At 64.4% G+C, this 18,505-nt stretch carries 18 protein-coding genes and 2 tRNA genes; 9 read left to right on the top strand and 11 right to left on the bottom strand.

Annotated elements, in window-relative coordinates; genetic code table 11:
• The first annotated feature begins 33 nt into the window (after positions 1–33).
• The gene (locus ACQR1E_RS01345) at positions 34–1,296 is read left to right on the top strand and encodes a methyl-accepting chemotaxis protein (protein WP_315711879.1); all 1,263 of its coding nucleotides are present in this window, start codon (positions 34–36) and stop codon (positions 1,294–1,296) included.
• A 374-nt stretch (positions 1,297–1,670) separates the two neighbouring features.
• Here the strand turns inward: ACQR1E_RS01345 and ACQR1E_RS01340 are convergent, their stop codons facing one another.
• Together ACQR1E_RS01340 and lipA are read right to left on the bottom strand one after the other, a co-directional pair.
• Positions 1,671–2,144: a type II toxin-antitoxin system RatA family toxin gene (locus tag ACQR1E_RS01340; RefSeq protein WP_316175387.1), complete on the bottom strand. Its 474-nt coding sequence runs from the start codon at positions 2,142–2,144 to the stop codon at positions 1,671–1,673.
• A gap of 10 nt (positions 2,145–2,154) precedes the next feature.
• The gene (gene lipA / locus ACQR1E_RS01335; protein WP_315751113.1) at positions 2,155–3,114 is read right to left on the bottom strand and encodes a lipoyl synthase; all 960 of its coding nucleotides are present in this window, start codon (positions 3,112–3,114) and stop codon (positions 2,155–2,157) included.
• A 135-nt stretch (positions 3,115–3,249) separates the two neighbouring features.
• Between lipA and ACQR1E_RS01330 the strand changes: the two genes are divergently transcribed.
• The gene (locus ACQR1E_RS01330; RefSeq protein WP_434841057.1) at positions 3,250–3,873 is read left to right on the top strand and encodes a DNA-3-methyladenine glycosylase; all 624 of its coding nucleotides are present in this window, start codon (positions 3,250–3,252) and stop codon (positions 3,871–3,873) included.
• Between the two features lie 108 nt (positions 3,874–3,981).
• Here ACQR1E_RS01330 and ACQR1E_RS01325 read toward each other — a convergent pair whose 3' ends face one another.
• From ACQR1E_RS01325 to ACQR1E_RS01305, 5 genes are all read right to left on the bottom strand, one after another.
• On the bottom strand, positions 3,982–6,846 hold the full coding sequence (locus ACQR1E_RS01325) for a valine--tRNA ligase (protein ID WP_434841058.1): 2,865 nt from the start codon (positions 6,844–6,846) through the stop codon (positions 3,982–3,984).
• 307 nt (positions 6,847–7,153) lie between these two features.
• On the bottom strand, positions 7,154–7,897 hold the full coding sequence (locus ACQR1E_RS01320) for a PopZ family protein (RefSeq protein ID WP_315711874.1): 744 nt from the start codon (positions 7,895–7,897) through the stop codon (positions 7,154–7,156).
• A 379-nt stretch (positions 7,898–8,276) separates the two neighbouring features.
• A complete protein-coding gene (locus tag ACQR1E_RS01315) occupies positions 8,277–9,662 on the bottom strand; it encodes a TolC family outer membrane protein (RefSeq protein ID WP_315711873.1) in 1,386 nt (461 codons plus the stop codon).
• A gap of 282 nt (positions 9,663–9,944) precedes the next feature.
• Positions 9,945–10,610 (bottom strand): protein-L-isoaspartate O-methyltransferase family protein, encoded by a 666-nt coding sequence (locus ACQR1E_RS01310; protein WP_316170217.1) that lies wholly within the window; start codon positions 10,608–10,610, stop codon positions 9,945–9,947.
• A gap of 133 nt (positions 10,611–10,743) precedes the next feature.
• Positions 10,744–10,929: a hypothetical protein gene (locus ACQR1E_RS01305; protein ID WP_316168012.1), complete on the bottom strand. Its 186-nt coding sequence runs from the start codon at positions 10,927–10,929 to the stop codon at positions 10,744–10,746.
• 257 nt (positions 10,930–11,186) lie between these two features.
• Between ACQR1E_RS01305 and ACQR1E_RS01300 the strand changes: the two genes are divergently transcribed.
• The 6 genes from ACQR1E_RS01300 (at position 11,187) to ACQR1E_RS01275 (ending at position 14,419) form a co-directional block, all read left to right on the top strand.
• Positions 11,187–11,261: transfer RNA gene (locus ACQR1E_RS01300), tRNA-Asn, on the top strand.
• A gap of 166 nt (positions 11,262–11,427) precedes the next feature.
• A complete protein-coding gene (locus ACQR1E_RS01295; RefSeq protein ID WP_316203372.1) occupies positions 11,428–11,931 on the top strand; it encodes an NUDIX domain-containing protein in 504 nt (167 codons plus the stop codon).
• A 15-nt stretch (positions 11,932–11,946) separates the two neighbouring features.
• Entirely contained in the window at positions 11,947–12,792 is an 846-nt protein-coding gene (locus ACQR1E_RS01290; RefSeq protein ID WP_434896563.1) for an EamA family transporter, read from the top strand.
• Positions 12,793–13,021: 229 nt separating this feature from the next.
• Complete coding sequence (locus tag ACQR1E_RS01285; protein WP_434896562.1) at positions 13,022–13,486, top strand: response regulator; 465 nt, start codon at positions 13,022–13,024, stop codon at positions 13,484–13,486.
• Positions 13,464–13,868, top strand: coding sequence for a response regulator (locus tag ACQR1E_RS01280; protein ID WP_316203370.1), 405 nt, complete (start codon positions 13,464–13,466; stop codon positions 13,866–13,868). Before ACQR1E_RS01285 ends, ACQR1E_RS01280 begins: the two co-directional genes overlap by 23 nt.
• A 371-nt stretch (positions 13,869–14,239) precedes the next feature.
• Positions 14,240–14,419, top strand: coding sequence for a hypothetical protein (locus ACQR1E_RS01275; RefSeq protein WP_315711867.1), 180 nt, complete (start codon positions 14,240–14,242; stop codon positions 14,417–14,419).
• A 120-nt stretch (positions 14,420–14,539) separates the two neighbouring features.
• On the opposite strand, the gene ACQR1E_RS01270 is transcribed toward ACQR1E_RS01275, so the two are convergent.
• Together ACQR1E_RS01270 and ACQR1E_RS01265 are read right to left on the bottom strand one after the other, a co-directional pair.
• Positions 14,540–16,282 carry a methanol/ethanol family PQQ-dependent dehydrogenase gene (locus ACQR1E_RS01270; RefSeq protein WP_434896561.1) on the bottom strand — a complete coding sequence of 581 codons (1,743 nt, stop codon included), beginning with the start codon at positions 16,280–16,282 and terminating at the stop codon, positions 14,540–14,542.
• A 91-nt stretch (positions 16,283–16,373) separates the two neighbouring features.
• Entirely contained in the window at positions 16,374–16,949 is a 576-nt protein-coding gene (locus ACQR1E_RS01265; protein ID WP_434896560.1) for a ubiquinol-cytochrome c reductase iron-sulfur subunit, read from the bottom strand.
• Positions 16,950–17,402: 453 nt separating this feature from the next.
• Between ACQR1E_RS01265 and ACQR1E_RS01260 the strand changes: the two genes are divergently transcribed.
• A tRNA-Cys gene (locus ACQR1E_RS01260) sits at positions 17,403–17,476 on the top strand.
• 50 nt (positions 17,477–17,526) lie between these two features.
• On the opposite strand, the gene ACQR1E_RS01255 is transcribed toward ACQR1E_RS01260, so the two are convergent.
• Both ACQR1E_RS01255 and ACQR1E_RS01250 read right to left on the bottom strand, forming a co-directional pair.
• Positions 17,527–17,700, bottom strand: a complete 174-nt coding sequence (locus ACQR1E_RS01255) for a hypothetical protein (RefSeq protein ID WP_315797447.1) — start codon at positions 17,698–17,700, stop codon at positions 17,527–17,529.
• A gap of 50 nt (positions 17,701–17,750) precedes the next feature.
• The gene (locus tag ACQR1E_RS01250; protein WP_434896559.1) at positions 17,751–18,488 is read right to left on the bottom strand and encodes a tRNA-uridine aminocarboxypropyltransferase; all 738 of its coding nucleotides are present in this window, start codon (positions 18,486–18,488) and stop codon (positions 17,751–17,753) included.
• Between the last annotated feature and the right edge of the window lie 17 nt (positions 18,489–18,505).

Genomic DNA, 18,505 nt, shown 5'->3' with positions numbered 1-18,505 from the left:
CGCATTCTTCTCTGACAGTGGATTCGGGACCCCATGGCTTTCTTCTCCGGCAAGTCGGCTGATCGCACGCATAACCTCCTGATGACGGAGCTGTTCGAACGTCATCGCGACGCCATCCTGGTGATGTCGGACGGCAAGATCATCGCCTGCAACGAGACCGCGGTCCGATTCGGCGGCTTCCGCAGCAAGCAGGACCTGCTGTCGCGTTCGCCGGCGACCATGGCGCCGGAGTTCCAGCCCGATGGCAAGCGCTCCGCCGACGTGGTGCGCGAGATGGATGCCAAGGCGAGGCGCGAGGGCCACGCGACGTTCGAGTGGACCACCAAGCGCGCCGACGGCAGCCCGGCGCTGGTCCAGATCACGCTGGTGCCGACCCAGGTCGAGGGCCAGACCTACGTCATGAGCTTCCGCCGCGATCTCTCCGACCTCGTCGCCGCTCGCGAGGAGAAGAAGCGCGCGCTCGACCGGATCGCCAAGGATTTCGAGACCTCGGTCGGCGCCATCGCCAATGCGATCTCCGGCGCCTCGCGCGAGGTCGAGACCACGGCGGCCTCGCTGACGACGACCGCGGATCAGGCCGCGCAACGCGTGGCGCTGGTGGCGTCGGCGTCGAACTCCGCCTCGTCCAACGTGCAGTCGGTGGCCGGCGCCACCGAGGAGCTGTCGACCTCGGTCAGCGAGATCAACCGTCAGGTTGCGACCTCCTCGACCATCGCCGCCGAGGCGGTCGAGGCGTCCTCGCGCACCAACGATCTCGTCAACAGCCTGGCGGACGCCGCGGCCAAGATCGGCGCGGTCACCGACATGATCAACGCGATCGCGAGCCAGACTAACCTGCTGGCGCTGAACGCGACGATCGAGGCGGCACGCGCCGGCGATGCCGGCCGCGGCTTCGCCGTCGTGGCCTCGGAGGTGAAGAGCCTGTCGAGCCAGACCGCCAAGGCGACCGACGAGATCAGCGCGCACATCAGCGCGATGCAGCGCGCCACCAGCGACACCGTGGCTGCGATCCAGGGCATCGGCGGCACCATCGGCCAGATCAGCGAGATCGCCAAGACCATTGCGACCGCGGTCGACCAGCAGGGCCACGCGACGCAGGAGATCGCCCGCTCGGTCAGCCAGGCCGCCAGCGGCACCCGCGAGGTCGCCACCAACATCGGCTCGGTCAGCCAGACGGTGGAATCGGCCGGCGGCGCAGCGCGGCAGATGCTGGGTGCAGCTGGCCAGCTCGCCAAGCACGCCGACGAGCTGCGCGGCAAGGTGAAGGACTTTTTGACCGCCGTGCAGGCGGCGTAGGTTTCGGTCGCGGCTCGACGTGTCCGCGATCAGAACGGCTCCGCGGCGATGTCGCGGAGCAGCTGTTTGAAGCGTGGATAGGATTTTGAAGCCAAGTTGCGCTGGCCACGGCTTCGTGGGTGCAACTTGCTGTGAGTTGGCAGGCCGCCAGCCTCACCCTCCGCTGTCATCCCGGGCAAGCCGCAGCGGCGCAACGCGCCGCGGAGGCGCCGACCCGGGATCCATACGCCGCAGCAGATGTGGTGAGACGAGCTCGGAGTTACCTGCCTGCCGCCACAAGCAGTCCTGTGGTTATGGATCCCCGCTTTCGCGGGGATGACGACGGAGGGTGAGGCGCCCTCTATCGTCTACCACTGGAAGACATGGAGAAAGACTTACGTCGACGACACCGCTGGCTTGCGGCCGTAGATCGCATCGGCGCGCTTTTCGAACGCCGCCGACATGCGCGCGAAGATGGTGTCGAACATCGAGCCCATCAGCATCGCCAGCATACGGCTCTTGAACTCATAGGCGATGAAGAACGTCACCTCGCAGGCGCCCTGCTCGCGCGGCTCGAAGCTCCAGCGGTTTTCCAGGCTGGAGAACGGCCCGCTGACATACTCGACCAGGATGTTGCGCTTGGCCCGATCCAGCGTAACCCGGCTGGTGAAGGTCTCCTTCACGAGCTTGAACGACACCGTCATGTCGGCGACGACGACCTCGATACCGTCAGGCTTCTGGCTGTGCTGGCGCACCACCAGCTTCTCGCACAGCGGCACGAACTCCGGATAGCGCTCGACATCGGCGACGAGGTCGAACATCTGCTCGGCCGTGTGCGGCACGCGCCGCTTGTTGGAAAATCTCGGCATCTCGTCTCGATCAGCGCGCCATGGCTTCGCGCGCGGCCTTCAGCTTGGCGAAATCCTCGCCGGCGTGGTGCGAGGAGCGCGTGAGCGGGCTCGCCGACACCATCAGGAAACCCTTGGTGTAGGCGACGGTCTCATAGCCGGAGAACTCCTCCGGCGTGACGAAGCGCATCACGGCGTGGTGCTTCCTCGTCGGCTGCAGATACTGCCCGATGGTGAGGAAATCGACCTCGGCCGAGCGGAGGTCGTCCATCACCTGCAGCACCTCGTGGCGCTCCTCGCCGAGGCCAACCATGATGCCGGACTTGGTGAAGATGGTGGGGTCGATCTCCTTGACCCGCTGCAGCAGCCGGATCGAGTGGAAGTAGCGCGCGCCGGGCCGAACCGAGAGGTAGCGCGATGGCACGGTCTCGAGATTGTGGTTGAAGACGTCGGGCTTGGCGGCGACGACCTGCTCCAGCGCGCCGTCCTTGCGCAGGAAGTCGGGCGTCAGCACCTCGATCGTGGTGGTCGGACATTTCGCGCGGATGGCGCGGATGGTCGCGGCGATATGGCCGGCTCCGCCGTCGGCGAGATCGTCGCGGTCGACCGAGGTGACGACGACATGGGCGAGGCCGAGCTTGAAGGTCGCCTCCGCGACGTGCTCCGGCTCGCCGGCGTCGAGCGCCTCGGGCAGGCCGGTCTTGACGTTGCAGAAGGCGCAGGCCCGCGTGCAGGTGTCGCCCATGATCATGAAGGTGGCGTGCTTCTTGTCCCAGCACTCGCCGATATTCGGGCAGCCGGCCTCCTCGCATACGGTGACGAGGCCGTTCTCGCGCACGATGTTGCGGGTATCGGCGTAGCCGCGGGTGGTCGGCGCCTTGACGCGGATCCAGGCAGGCTTCGCCGGCGAGATCGAGTCCGGCCGGTTCGCCTTCTCGGGGTGGCGGGGGCGCAGCGGCGTGTTCGCGTTGATGTCGACGATGGTGACCATGGGATTCGCACAAACCTCTGTTGCGCCCTAGCTATTCCGTGCCGCGGCGCGCCGCAACCGGCTGGCCGAGGATACCAGGGCATGGCAGATATGGGCAGCGCGGAACAGCGCTCAGCACGGCGGATTTCCTTGAGAATGGCGCAAAAACCGGCAAAAGCCCCCGGGGTTTCACGGCCCCGGCGCAATGCTGCGGCCAAGCGGCTGACGCGGGCGTTCTTCGCCCGCGAGGTGCTCGCGGTGGCGCCGGAGCTGATCGGGGCGACCTTTCTGGTCGACGGCATCGGCGGGACCATCGTCGAGGTCGAGGCCTATCACCACACCGACCCGGCGGCGCATTCGTTCCGGGGCCCGACGCCGCGCAACCAGGTGATGTTCGGCCCGCCCGGTTTCGCCTACGTCTACCGCTCCTACGGCATCCACTGGTGCATGAACTTCGTCTGCGAGGTGGAGGGCTCGGCGAGCGCGGTCCTGATCCGGGCGATCGAGCCGACCTTCGGGATCGACGAGATGCGGCGGCGGCGCGGGCTGGAGGATGTCAGGGCACTATGCTCGGGGCCGGGCAAGCTGACCGAGGCGATGGGGATCACGATCGCCCATAATGGCCTGGCGCTGGATGCTGCACCGATCGAGCTGTTCGCCCGAGCGGGCGATGTCGATATCGTCACCGGCGTCCGCATCGGCATCACCAAGGCGGTCGAGCTGCCGTGGCGCTTCGGGCTCAAGGGCTCCCGGTTCGTGAGCAAGCGGTTTCCGCGCTAAGCCGCTGGCCGTCATTCCGGGATGGTCCGAAGCACCAGACCCGGAATCTCGAGATTCCAGGTTCGATGCTTCGCATCGCCCCGGAATGACGAAGGAGAGAGGACGACGTCACGCGCCCTGCAGCCGCGACAACGCGTCCTGGAGCTTGGCCTTGCGGGCCAGCGCCGCCTCGCGCTTCTCCTTCTCCTCCTCGACCAGTTCCTCGGGCGCGTTGGCGACGAACTTCTCGTTGCCGAGCTTCTTGTCGACGCGCTCGATATCGGCCTCGGCCTTGGCGATTTCCTTTCCAAGGCGGGTGCGCTCGGCGGCGAGATCGACGACGCCCTTGAGCGGCAGCGCGGCGACCTCGCCGCGCACGACGAGCTGGGCGGAGCCTTCGGGCGCCGTATCGGCGAAGGAGATGTCGGAGAGACGCGCAAGGCGCTTGATGACCTCGCTCCAGCGCGGTGCGCGCTCCCTCGTCTCGGCGGAGGCACCGACGAGCGCGAGCGGCATCAGAGTCGCCGGCGGGATGTTCATCTCGGCGCGGACCGAGCGGATGGACGTGACGAGATCGACCACCCAGCCGATCTCGGCCTCGGCCGCCTCGTCCTTGAAGCTGGCGGCGTCGAACGAGACCAGCAGCGGCGGCACCAGAGGGTCGCCGAAGCTGGCGGCCGACAGCGCGGCGATCTCGGCGACCGTCGGCCTGTCGGTGCGGTGCGGCCAGGGTGACAGGGTCAGCAGACCGTCGCGCTTGGCGGTCGACTCCCACAGCGCCTCGGTGATGAAAGGCATGAAGGGATGCAGGAGCTTGAGGATCTCGTCGCGCGCCCAGGCCACCATCGCGCGGGTCTCGGCCTTGGCAGGGCCGTCCTCGCCGAGCAGGGTCGGCTTGGAGAGCTCGACATACCAGTCGCAATAGACGTCCCAGACGAAGCGGTAGATCGCATTGGCCGCGTCGTTGAAGCGATACGCCTCCAGCGCCTCGGTGACCTCCCGCGTGGCGGCGGCCGCCTCATGGGCGATCCAGCGGTTCAGCGTCTCCTTGGCGGAGCCCGGATCGAAGCCGTCCGGCACGGTGCAACCGTTCATCTCGGCGAAGCGGCTGGCGTTCCAGAGCTTGTTGGCGAACTTGCGGTAGCCGTCGACGCGCTGGGTCGACAGCTTGATGTCGCGACCTTGCGCGGCCATCGCGGCCAGCGTGAAGCGCAGCGCGTCGGCGCCGTGCTCGTCGATCAGCGCCAGGGGATCGATGACGTTGCCTTTCGACTTCGACATCTTGGCGCCCTTCTCGTCGCGGACGAGCGCATGGATGTAGACCGTCGAGAACGGCACTTCCTTCATGAAGTGCAGGCCCATCATCATCATGCGGGCGACCCAGAAGAAGATGATGTCGAAGCCGGTGACCAGCACGTTGGTCGGATAGTAGCGCTTCACCTCGGGCGTGGCGTCCGGCCAGCCGAGCGTCGAGAACGGCCACAGCGCCGAGGAGAACCAGGTGTCGAGCACGTCCTCGTCACGCGTGATGAAGCCTTCGCGCTTGTTGCGGTCGAGCGCCATCTCGCGGCCCTGCTCGGCCGTGATGACCTCCTGCTCGACGTAGTAGCCGATCGCGTGGCCGACGGCCTCCTCCTCGGTCTCGGCGACGAACACCTTGCCGTCAGGGCCGTACCACGCGGGAATCTGGTGACCCCACCACAGCTGGCGAGAGATGCACCAGGGCTGGATGTTCTCCATCCAGTCGAAATAGGTCTTCTCCCAATTGCGTGGCACGAACGTCGTCGCGCCCGACCTGACGGCCGCGATCGCCGGCTGCGCCAGGGTCTTGGCGTCGACATACCACTGGTCGGTCAGATATGGCTCGATCACGACACCGGAGCGGTCGCCATGCGGCACCATGTGCGTGTTCGGCTCGACGCGCTCGAGGAAGCCGAAGGACTCCAGCCGCTCCAGGATCTTCTTGCGCGCAGCGAAGCGCTCGATGCCGTGGAACTCCCTGGCAAACTCCTCGGAGCCCTCGGGAAGGCCGCGCAGATAGTCCTCGTTGTCGACCAGGGCGATGCAGCCTTCGCGATCGAGGATGCTGATCTGCGGCAGGCCATGGCGGCGGCCGACCTCGAAGTCGTTGAAGTCGTGCGCCGGCGTGATCTTGACCGCGCCGGTGCCCTTCTCCGGATCGGAATAGGTGTCGGCAACGATCGGGATCTCACGCCCGACCAGCGGCAGGATCACGCGCTTGCCGACGAGGTGCTGATAGCGCTCGTCGTCCGGATGCACCGCGACCGCGCTGTCGCCGAGCATGGTCTCGGGACGCGTGGTCGCGACCACGATGAAACTCGTGGGATCCTCGGGGCTGAACGTCGTCCCCTCGATCGGATAGCGCAGGTACCAGAGATTGCCCTTGACCTCGATCTGCTGGACTTCGAGATCGGAGATCGCGGTCAGCAGCTTCGGGTCCCAGTTGACCAGCCGCTTGTCCTTGTAGATCAGGCCCGCACGGTGCAACTCGACGAACACCTTCACGACGGCCTTGGACAGACCCTCGTCCATGGTGAAGCGCTCGCGACCCCAGTCGCAGGAGGCGCCGAGGCGTTTGAGCTGGTTGATGATGGTGCCGCCGCTCTCGTCCTTCCACTGCCAGACGCGCGCGAGGAACTTTTCGCGGCCCATCTCGCGGCGGCCGGGCTGCTGGCGCTCCATCAGCTGACGCTCGACCACCATCTGGGTCGCGATGCCGGCATGGTCGGTGCCCGGCTGCCACAGCACGTCGCGGCCCCGCATGCGCTCGAACCGGCACAGGATGTCCTGCAGCGTGTTGTTGAGCGCGTGCCCCATGTGCAGCGAGCCGGTGACGTTCGGCGGCGGGATCACGATGGTGAAGGGATCCGCATTGCGCCGGTCGGGGCGACCGGCGGAGAACGCGCGGGCATCCTCCCAGACCAGGGACATGCGACCTTCGAGATCGGTGGGCTGATAATTCTTATCGATCATGGCATTTCCAGCGGCGCGGGGCCGGCTGTCCAATTCGGGATGTCGCGGAACTCGTCCGGGCCTTTTGTGACATGACCTGAAAAAGCTCGCGCAAGCTGTTGGTGCTTGGGCTGTTTTCGGACTGATGTCCGACCGCGGACCGCGCTCCTCGAAGAGCCCTCTCGATCCGTCCGGCAGGGATCAGCTTGACAGGGCTAGAAAGCCGCCGCGGCGCGCCAAGTCAACAGCAGCGGCGAACATTGACGGAAAGGGCCTACCGCGCCGCGGCTCACTCCAGAATGGGACGCGAGATCGTGCCGTCTCGGCGTCAGCGGCCGCGTGAGACGCGCTCGATCTCGGCCTTGACGATGCGCTCCACCAGGGCCGGAAGATTGTCATCCAGCCACGATTTCAGCATCGGACGCAGCATTTCCTTGACGAGGTCCTCGAGCGTCCGGGCGTTGTTGCTCAGCACCGTGTTGGCCAGCGCGTTGAACGCCGATTCGACGGCGTTCACCGTCGATGGGGCCAGGATCGGCTGCTTCGGCGTGACCTGCTCGAACGCGGACTCGAAGCTGGCAGCCTTCTGATTGAGCCGCCCGGCCTCGATGAACTCGATATCGTCCCGTGGATCCACCTTTCGGAAGGATGCCGCCGCGGGGGCTGGCGCTGGAGCGGGAGTCGGTGGGGCCACTGCCATGTCGTCCGTCAACTCGAGTACTTCAGGTTCGGGCTCGGGCTCTGCCGGCCGGACCTCTGCGACCGGAGTCGTTTCATCCAAACCCGCCAGCAATGCGTCAATGTCATCCTGGTTGTTGCTTGCGGAAGCCGCCGGCGGCGCGGGAGGCGGAGGTGCGGGCTTGGCGGGAGCCGCAGCAGCGATCTTCGAAGGTGGGATGTCGTTCATTACCGGCTTCGCAGCCGGGGCCGCCGGCTTCTCGGCCTTGACCGGCTCCGGCGCGGCGGCCTTGTCTGCCGCCGGCGGCTTACCCTCGTCGTCGGCAATGATACGCCGGATCGACGCCAGAATCTCCTCCATGGAGGGTTCTTGGACCTTCGCAGGCTGCGTCATTTCCGACTCCAAATCAGCAACGCTGCCGCACGAACCGGCTCAGCGCAAAAGTCCCGGGCGCCGGATCCAAGTGGCTTGGAGTTCTCAACGGGCATGCCAACTCGTCTCCGGACAAGGCCTGATCGATGCAAAACAACAGAACGATACTGCCCATGTCGGAGTCTATTCTTGGAAGAACTTCCGACGCAGTCCGAATCGTTCGGCGGCCATTTTGAGGCTATGTCATGGCAACAAATGAATGCAAGCAACGCCGGCCGCGAACCCGGTGGAGCACGGAGGTCGCCTGTCAAGCGTCGCCCATTCGTCACAACCACAGCATGTGCCACAAAAAAATCCCCCGGCCAAGGACCGAGGGATCAGGGGCGATATTAAGAATGTACTAATGACCATCCGGCGTCCGCACACCCGCCCAGTTATCCCGGACCTGCTGGTAGTGCACGCTGGGATCGTAGGTGGTGGTCGGCAGGTTCAGCACCTGCGGTGACAGCCGCCCCACGGTCTGAAGCACCGTATAGGAGGCCACCACGCGGTCATGCTGGGCGTTCACCAGCGAATTCCGCGCGTTGACCAGCGCCTGCTGAGCGTTGAGGACATCCAGCGTGGTCCGCTGGCCCGCCTTGGCTTCCTCGCGCACGCCGTTCAAGGCGATCTCGGAGGCCGCCACCTGGGCCTGCGCCGACTGCACCTGAGCCTTGCCCGCGAGCAGCTTGCCCCAGGCAGATACCACGTCGGAGCGAGCCTGATCACGCGTCTGCTCCAGGACCAGACGCTGCTGCGCCAGCGACTCCTTGGACTGCCGGATCAGCGCGTATTCCGCCCCTCCATTGTAGATCGGGACGTTCACCGAGGCGACAGCCGACGCGCTGAACCCACGATAGGATTGCAGGCTCGACTCATAGCCCTGCTGCGCCTGAGCCTGGACGTTTACGGTCGGCAGCAGAGCACCCTCGTTGATCCTGACCTGCAGATACTGGACGTCGATGCCGTACATCGCCGAGGTTACGTTCGGGTTTTCCGTCAGAGCCGTTTCGACCGACTGCTGGAGGGTCGCCGGCAAGTAACGGTCGACAGGAGAGCCCGGCGCCAAGTTCTGGGGATCGTTGCCGATGATTCGGCGGAAGTTCGAGCGGGTCGCCGTTAGTTGGGCCTCTGCTGTGAGCTGCTGCGTGCGGCCGGCGGCGAGCTGAGCCTCGGATTGCGCGACGTCGGTGCGGGTGACCTCGCCGACGTTGAACCGATCGCGGGTCTGCTTGAGCGTCTGCTCCAGCACCCGCGTGTTGCTGCGCTGGACCTCGACGATCGCCGCATCGCGCAGATAGTCCATATAGATCGTGGCCGCCGCTAGCAGCACCTGCTGCTCAAGAATGCGGAGAGCCTCGCGTTGCGCCGAGACGTTCGCCTCGGCCTTGCGCACGCCGTTTGCCGTCTGCTGACCGTTATACAGATTCTGGTTGACCGTCAGGCCGACGCTTCGCGGCCTCTGCACGCCGTTCACGGCCGGCGTCGCGGGTGCCGCTTGCAAATCCGTATACTGAATGCCCGCCGTCGCATTCAGACTGACCTTCGGCCGATACCCCGAGAGTGCCTGCGGAACGCCTTCGTCGACCGCACGAGCCTGGGCCCGCGACGCGTTCAGTTGCGGGTTGTTCTGATAGGCACGCACCAGCGCAGCCTCGATCGTGTCGGCCAGCGCAGGCGTCGGGCCTGCACAAGCCATCACGAGGACCACAGCCGCCGCTGCGGTGACGAGCTTCACCCCAAACATCCCTGTTCCATTCATTTGTTACCGGCTCGAACGCCAGAGCCGGGCCGTAACCTGTTGAAGAGACTCCCGCGCACCTCGCACCTTATTCCCCATGCAAGCGCAACGGAACCACCCAAGCCTGGAACCCGTATCGAAAACTGTCAACGTGCAGCATCCAGGCCACACTTCTGATTTAAAACAGAATTTTGCCCGCCCGCGGCCGCGAAGACGACGCACCAAGCCGTGCTGCGCGACGGGCGGCTCGGCAATTCAGAGGGGTCGCTAAGGACCTCGTCGGACGACTTAAAAAACGAACTCGGGGACCCGCTCGAGACCGGAAATGACCGGCGCCGCAGCATCGAACAGAACCCTGCTGCCGATATCACCATGCGATCGCGTAAAGATCATGGCGCGGGCGGGACGCGCGGTGGCGAAGACGCCGACCAGGCGGCCGCCCTCCTTCAATTGACGGCAAAGACCGTCCACAGCGACCTCGGTCGCTCCATTGAGGAGAATCACGTCGAAGCGGCCGTCCGCCGGATCACCCTCCGCGGCCGGCGCGACTCGAATCGTAACCGGGCAGCCATCGACGGCGGCAAGCAGCTGCTTGGCGCGCCCTTCAATGGCAGAATCGACTTCAGTCGCCGTCACGCTGCCCGCCAGTCGGGCCGCGAGCGCGGCGAGATAGCCCGTCGCGCATCCAACCACCAGCACGCTGTCGGTCGGCTTGATCTCGGCAGCCTGCAGCAGTTTTCCCGTCAACATCGGCTTGATCAGATACCGCTTGGCCGAGGCGGATTCGGAGACGTCGAGATCCAAGTCGAGATAGGCCAGCGCCTGCCGATCTGTGGGAACGTAGGCTTCCCGCGGCACGGTCAACAACGCATCCAGCACGCGGTGATCGGTGACGTCGTTGGTCCGGACCTGACCATCGACCATTTTCTGGCGCGCCGTCGCGAATGAAGACATGAGCAGACCTGCAAGCAAAGCGGATGGACCGCGGACGATCTGCGCAATCTTTTGGTACAAGGCCCTGGAAAAGGCAACATGCGGGTTTCAACGGAGCCGCAGGGACGCCGCCTGTGAGTGAGCCGACCGCCGGCTACTCGATCACCACGGCCAGTCGCCCGAGCAACTGCACGATCTCGTCAATATGTTCGGAATCACCGCGCGTCATCATGTCGGCCAACCGCGTGAGACATTCGTCATCGCTGAGACGCTCGACCTGATCGGGAATCAACGAGGGCGCGGAGACTGCTTCAGCGAATGGGACGACGGTGTTTGGCATCTACGACACTCCATGACCGCGGGCACTGGCCGGTTCCACCAAACTATCGGGGCCGGTTTGCTCCCTTCCAAGTGAATTTCCTGTCATCGAACTGTGGGCGACCGCTGCCCAGCAAGCGTTCAAAATCAATCTAACCATCTGAAATTTCGGTATTTTATTCCTGAGCCCGCAATCGTCGCAAAGATGCGATTTCGTTCTATGCAAGGCGAAACGGCTTTGTTATACGCAGCCGCATTCGCGAACATTGCTTCGCCTGTTCCTCGGTAGCTCAGCGGTAGAGCATTCGACTGTTAATCGAATGGTCGCTGGTTCGAATCCAGCCCGGGGAGCCATTCTGGCCATGCCGAATGGTTCTATGTATCCTTCCAATCCCTCTCTCTTGTGACGCGGGACATCCGCCGATTGGCCGCGAACGTTCGCCGATCTTCGCTGTCTTGCCTTGACCGCGCATGGAGCGTCGGGCAAGCGGGGCGCATCTCTTGCAAGTGACGACCAGCGATGCCGATTTCCGATCATCTGAGAGCCGTCCGCAGCAAGATCGGCCATGATCTTTTGGCGACCACGGCGGTTTCCATCTCCGTGTTCGACGACCAGGGCCGCATTCTGCTCGGGCGCGACGCGGAGACGGGCCTCTGGACGTTGCCCGGCGGCGCCATCGATCCGAATGAGCACCCGGCCGACGCGGCCACCCGCGAATGCTTCGAGGAGACCGGGCTCGTGGTCCGGCCGAATCGCCTGCTCGGGGTGTTCGGCGGCCCGGAGTTCCTCATCCGCTATCCCAACGGTGATCTGACCTACTATACGGTCATCGCCTTCGAGGCCGTCATCGAAGGCGGCGTGCTTGCGCCCGATGGCGAGGAGATCGCGAGTCTCCGATTCGTCGATCGTGGGGAATGGGACCAGCTCCCGGTGTCGCCATCGAGCCGGATCATCTCGCGGCAGGCGCTCCAGCACGACCCCACCCCCTACTTCGCTGCCGCGAGCTGGCGGCCCGAAAGCTGAACCGGACTCGAGTCGTTGGATCCTGTCGCCGCAATTCTCATGCTGATGGCCGGTCTGCTTCACGCGAGCTGGCACGCCATCGTCAAGACCGGCAGCGGCCTCTCCCTCCTGGCTGGCATGGGTCTGGTAAGCAGCGCCCTGATCCTACCCTTCCTGTTTCTCGTTCCCGTTCCGGCGGTCTCGACCTGGCCGCTCATCGTGGCCTCGCTGGTCTTGCACGCGGGCTACAAGGCGAGCCTCGCAATGGCCTACCGTTCGGCCGAGCTTGGACGCGGCTACCCGATCGCGCGTGGCACCGTTCCGCTGTTCGCAACGCTATTTGCCTCGCTGGGTCTGCAGCAACTGCCACGGAGCGGGCAGTTGATCGGAATTGCCATAATCGTCCTCGGCATCACCGGCCTGGCGCGCGACCGCATCCACGGTCCGATCGACCGCCGCGCGTTCTGGGCCGCCGTCTGCGCCGCCGCACTGGTCGCCGGCTATTCGGTGGTCGATGCGGCAGGCACCCGGCAGACCGAAGGCTGGGCTTCGTTCACGGTCTGGATGATCGTGCTCGACAGTGTCGTGTTCTTTCTCGTCGCGATGATGCTGCGAGGACCTGCGCTGGTGTTGGAGATCCGAGACGCCTGGATTCCGGTGCTGATAGCAGGCCCCCTGGGACTGACGTCATTTGTGGTATTCCTTTGGGCCTTGAGCCGCAATCCGATCGCCAATGTGGTCGCGTTTCGCGAATGCAGCGTCCTGTTTGCGACGCTGATCGGCGTGCTGTTCCTGAAGGAGCGTGCAACGCCGCGACGGCTCTGCTGCGCAGCGCTGATCGCAGTGGGGCTGGTCACGGTCGCCCTGCTCAAGCCGGACTGAGATTCTTCAAACAACCGGAGCCATCACCCCCGGAAATCATAGTTCCATCTTCATCGCATGATGCACAACAGAAGGCCGGCCTGCGGCCCGGACAGGGAAGTTCCGTAAAACCGCTGGTTGCAGAATCGCGATAACTAATTCAGTGTTAACTACTTTGCCATTTTCGAGCCTCAGCCTATTGTCCTTGTAGCGTGAGCGTCCTTCAGTCCTGCTGATACTGAGGTGGCCCATGCCTACTGTCCTCATTATTGACGATGATTGTGCCACGCGCGCTGCGCTGGAAACATTATTGAAGAAGAAGCGGTTCTGCGTGTTTCTCGCGCCGGACGGTCCGACCGGCATTCGATTGATCGGCAGCGTGTCCTTCGATGCCGTCGTGATCGACATGTTCATGCCGGGCATGGACGGCATCGCAACCATTCGCGAGCTCATCAAGCTCGATCCCACGGTCCCGTTCATCGCGATCTCCGGTTACGCGTTCACCGACAAGAAACTGGGTGCTCCAGACTTCCTCGGTATGGCAATCAAGCTCGGAGCGACGGCAGCATTGCAGAAGCCGTTCGACATCCTCGATCTGCTCGAAGCGGTCGATCGTGCGATCGAGGTGCGCCAACGACTTCTGAGCGAGGCGCGGCACGGCGCTCCTCATCCACGTCTGTCAGGAAGGGCTCATAATGAACATCCTGGTCGTTGATGACGAAGTCGGCGTTTGCTGTGTCATCCAGCACCTTCTGGTTCGCGAGGGCTACACGGTCACTGCCGTCACCGACGGTCGGCTGGCCATGGATGCCCTGTCCCGCGATGATTTCGCCGCGGCTCTGATCGATCTCAACTTGGCCGACATGGACGGCAACGACGTCATCCGGGCTGCACGGGCGGCCCGGCCCATGATGCCCATCGTGATGATGTCGGGCATGGTGCTGGAATCAGGACGCGGGACGCCTGATTTGCTCGGCCCCTCGCCCAGAGTGGTCGGCCTTCATCGTTTGGCGAAACCGTTCAAGCCGAAAGACCTGTCGCAGCTGATGCGCGACATTCTGGCGCAGGACACCGAGCTTCTCGCCGTCGCGGTTTGACCGCCAGCGATTCTGCCGCTTGCGTCGAGCCGGACGTTTGAGCGGGTCGTCTCTTCGGCCTTTGCCAGCGAGGCAGCCTGCGACTCGGGGCAGGCGTTGTGGATCTCTTGCTCCCGGTCGGCTACGGGCCGCCGGATCGTGATCGCTGCACGGCATCACCTGCCGCGCGGGCAGACGGGTCACGGACGACGCGAAGCCTTGGGATGTGAGCCCGTTCACATTGGAACAACGCGGACCGCGGTATCTTTTGGAACGAAGGCACCGCTAACCAATTGGGTCCGTCGTGCCCGATCGTTAGAATTTGAACGATCCGCTCAATTTGAACAAAGTGGAATTTTGCCATCGTGGCTCGCAGTTTGTGCGAGGGCGAGATGAGCGAAGCCGAATACGAGTTGTTGATGGACGTTGTGAGAACCGCTATTGCGCCCGAGACCGAGACCGATTCCATGGCCCGCTTGTTCTCAATTCTGCATTTCCCCACGGCGGCCAACGACAACCAGGGCGCCTGGCCGCTGATCCCGTTTCCGGACGGCTGGTTCGCGGCCTGCTGACGCGCGATCTTCTGTCGTCATGCAAGCCAAGGGATCGGCACGCCGTTGCCGGAACGCCGCCGCGGTCTTCATTTTCTGCGATGGCGACGGCCGAGGCCGCCGCCCTTCAGATCACCGGCGCTACTTCTTGACTGCGAATACCCAGACGACGCCGCCTTGCGGGACGTTGTCCTCCAGACCGATGTTGCCTTTCGAGAGCGCATCCTGGATGCGCTGCGCATCGACGCCCCAGCCGGACTGCACGGCGATGTACTGCGTGCCATCCACCTCATAGGCGACGGGCATGCCCATGATGCCCGAGTTCGTCTTCTGCTCCCACAGCAGCTCGCCGGTCTTGGCATGGAACGCCCGGAACATCCGGTCGTTGGTGCCGCCGACCAGAACGAGATCGCCCGCCGTCGCGGTCACCGACCCGAACAGCTGGGATTTCGGGAAATTGTGCGACCACACCTTCTTGCCAGTCGCCGGATCCCACGCCTGCAGCTCGCCGAAATGATCGGCGCCGGGCCGCACCGACAGCCCGATGTCCTCCGCCTTCGTGCCGAGCCATAGCTGACCGGGAACGAGCGGCAGCTTCTCGCCGGTGAAGCCGCCGCAGAAGTTCTCGTTGGCCGGCACATAGACGAAGCGCGTCTTCTGGCTGTAGGCGGCCGACGGCCAGTCCTTGCCACCCCATAGAGACGGACAGAAATCGACGCGCTTGCCGAGCGTCGGCTTGTGCGCGGGATCGACGATCGGCCGTCCCGTCTCGGGCTCGATTCCCTTCCAGACATCGGTGTGGACGAAGTTCCAGCCGTTGACGTAGTTGATTCGCTCCGGCGTGCGCTCGAGCACCCAGAAGATGGCGTCGCGTCCGGGATGGATCAGGCTCTTGAAGCTGCGGCCGTCCCGCTGCAGGTCGACCAGCATCGGTGCATCGACCTCGTCCCAGTCCCACGAGTCGTTCTGGTGATACTGGAAATGCGTCTTGATCTTTCCGGTCGCAGGATCCAGGGCGATCACCGAGCTGGTGTAGAGATTGTCGCCGGGGTGCAGGCCCCCCGGCCACGGCGCGGCGTTGCCGACGCCCCAATACACCGTCTTGGTGTCCTTGTCGTAGGTGCCGGTCATCCAGGCAGACCCGCCGCCATTCTTCCAGTCGTCGCCGCTCCACGTGTCATGCCCGGGCTCGCCTTCGGCAGGAATAGTGAAGGTGCGCCAAAGCTCCTTGCCGTCCTCGGCGTCATAAGCGGCAACATAGCCGCGGACGCCGAACTCGCCGCCGGATCCGCCGACCATCACCTTGCCGTCGACGATGAGCGGCATCAGCGTGAGATATTGTCCCTTCCTGTAGTCCTGGACCTTCTTGTCCCACAGCACCTTGCCGGTCTTGGCGTCGAGCGCGACCAGATGATCGTCCGTCGTGGCGAGGTAGAGCTTGTCCTGCCACAGGCCGACGCCGCGATTGGTCGGATGCAGCTGGAACAAATCCTCGGGGAGCTCGCGCTTGTAGCGCCAGTACTGGTCGCCGGTCTTGGCATTCAGCGCGATCACCTGCCCCATCGGCGTCGTGATGAACATGACGCCGTTGTTGACCAGCGGCGGCGCCTCGTGCCCCTCGACCACGCCGGTGGCAAAGGTCCAGACCGGCACCATGTCCTTGACGTTCGTGGTGTTGATCTGGTCGAGCGGACTATACCCCTGGCCATCATAGGTCCGGCGATAGAGCATCCAGTTGCCTGGCTCGGGATCTTCGAGCCGCGTGGGCGTGACAGGACTGTAGTTGTCGATCGGGCCGGCCACGGCTGCCGGTGCGGCGAGACACGTGAACGCCACGGTGCTCGATAGCAGCCATTGCTTGATCGCGGTGGACGTGATGGACATGGACAAACCTCCCCTGCTTCGTTTTTCGATTCACTTGTTGTCGTGACGGGTGTCGAGACGATGCGAGTTCCGATAGGCACATGGGATCTCATCAGCCCTGTTGGCCACCTACCTTTCCAATGAAGGGCGCAGCGATCATGAGCGCGCCGTCCTTGATCACGAGGGGAAGCGCGGCGAGCCGCCGGGGCGCGGGGCCGAACACGACCTGCGCCCCGCGCCTCGGGTCGTACTCGGAATTGTGGCACATGCATTTGAAGACATCGTCGTTGCCCTCGGTCGCCTTGATCCAGGCCGTGACCGGGCATCCCGCATGCGAACAGATGGCCGAATAGGCGACGATGCCTTCGGCCGCACGCTGACGCGTGTCTTCGTCGAGTTCGTTTGGATCGAGCCTGACGAGCAGCACCTCGTTCAATCGCGACCCGTCACGCACGATCGCATTCGCTGGATCCTTCGGCCACCCATGAACCGGTGGCTCGCCAATCTTCAAGTCATCAGGCGTGATCGTCTGCCCTTCGCGTTCCCCTTCCGAGAACACGATCAGGTCGCCTTTTTGCGGCCGCTTCTCCTTGCGCGGATCGTCGTCATCGGCCGCCGCGCGGGCAACCGTTGTGCATGCGGCAAGCGTGCCGAAAACCACCGAGCGGCGTGTCGGGTGATCATCCATGACAGATCTTTGCGTGTGAAGTTGTGTGCGAGTCGCGGGCGTGCTGTTCTAGAGAGCTCGGCTCCCCGCAACGCACCCTGACATAGAACAATTAGAACTACACAACCTGACGAAATCAAGGCGCGTTGCGCGATTTCGCCGCGATGTCTTCAACTATCGTCGCTGCTGCGCGCCATTGCCGGTGCAGCAGTTCGGCGAAAGCTCCTAGCGATCGGGAGCGACGGTGTCGCCAGCTCCGTCTGGAATTGCGACCACGCGAGTTGTGGACCAGGGTTCGCGATGAGGGCGGCGCGACAATCCCTCTCTGCGCTGCCGTGCCCGATGCGACCAGTTCGAAACGCGGCTGGGCGGATCGAAATTCCAGCTGGCCGAAGGCCCGGATCGACGGCGTCGGCCTTCGCGACGAGAGTGGTTGCCTAACCGAGAGATTGGCTATATTGCTCCGCCCACAGGGGCCACGTGGCGGAGTGGTTACGCAGCGGTCTGCAAAACCGTTTACACCAGTTCAATTCTGGTCGTGGCCTCCACTCAATCAAAATCAAGCGGTTGGACTACCCATTGGGACCGCGAACCGGCGCTAGATGGGCAGATCGTCGATGCCGCCGGGATAGCTGACCTGCGCGCGCGGCCAAGTCAGAATTGCCCCTCGTTCACCGGCCGAGACGCCCGTCCGATCCGAGCCGGATCTGCCGGCCAGCCGGGGCGCGTAGTCCCGGAACTGCACCACATTGGACTTTTCTGCTTCCTGCATGGCTCTCATCCTCGTTCCATGCTGCAATGCAAGAAGCGTACCCCCGGTTCCTAAACCCGCCGTTTACGGTTGCGCCAATCCGGCTTGCGGGCCTTTGGGCGGGGCGTGAGCTCCGGCTGCGCTTTTTCCACCTCCCGATACCGCGTCAGCATGCGCTCGAAGCTCGCGTCGAGGGTCGTGGCGATCTCCGGACGCCGTTCCAGCGCGGCCATCAGCATCCCGGCAGCCTCGATGGTCGACAGCCCGTCGCGGCGCGGTTCGCGGCGCAGCCGGCCGTAGCGCGACGGCTGTCGCGGCCCGAGGATCACGCGCTGGCATTTCAGCATCCACGGATTGCGCCACCACAGCGCTTTGGCCTGGCTCCAGGTGCCGTCGAGCAGGATCACGCCCTCGATCGACTTGAGGATGGCGCGCTGGTTGTCGGCCACCTCACCCTTGCGGGTCACCGCGACCACCTCGCTCTCGGGGTCTAGCTCGGCCGCCTTCGCCGAGCCGAGATAGAGAATGGCCCAGCGCGCGGGATCGGCTACCGGCCGTCCCAGTGCCTTGGCGAGGCTCGGCCAGGATAGCCCGACCTTGACCACCGCGTTCTTGAAATGCAGGGCGGCGAGCCGCGCGGTGCCGAGCGCGCGATCCTGCTCCTGCGGATGCTGCAGGATCAGGAGCCCCAGCCGGCTCTCCAGCGGTGTGACGCTGTCGCAGATGCACAGCGGCAGCGGCTTCTGGCAACGCGGGCAATCGGACGGCGCCTCGGTGGCGAGCGGCGGATGGTCGTGTGGTTCTGGCATGCGGCGGCTATACGCGC

It is taken from the genome of Bradyrhizobium sp. HKCCYLRH1030 (assembly GCF_051168395.1).
Lineage (GTDB): Bacteria > Pseudomonadota > Alphaproteobacteria > Rhizobiales > Xanthobacteraceae > Bradyrhizobium.
Note: the sequence above shows the minus strand (reverse complement) of the source record. Positions and strands in the feature narration are given on the sequence as shown.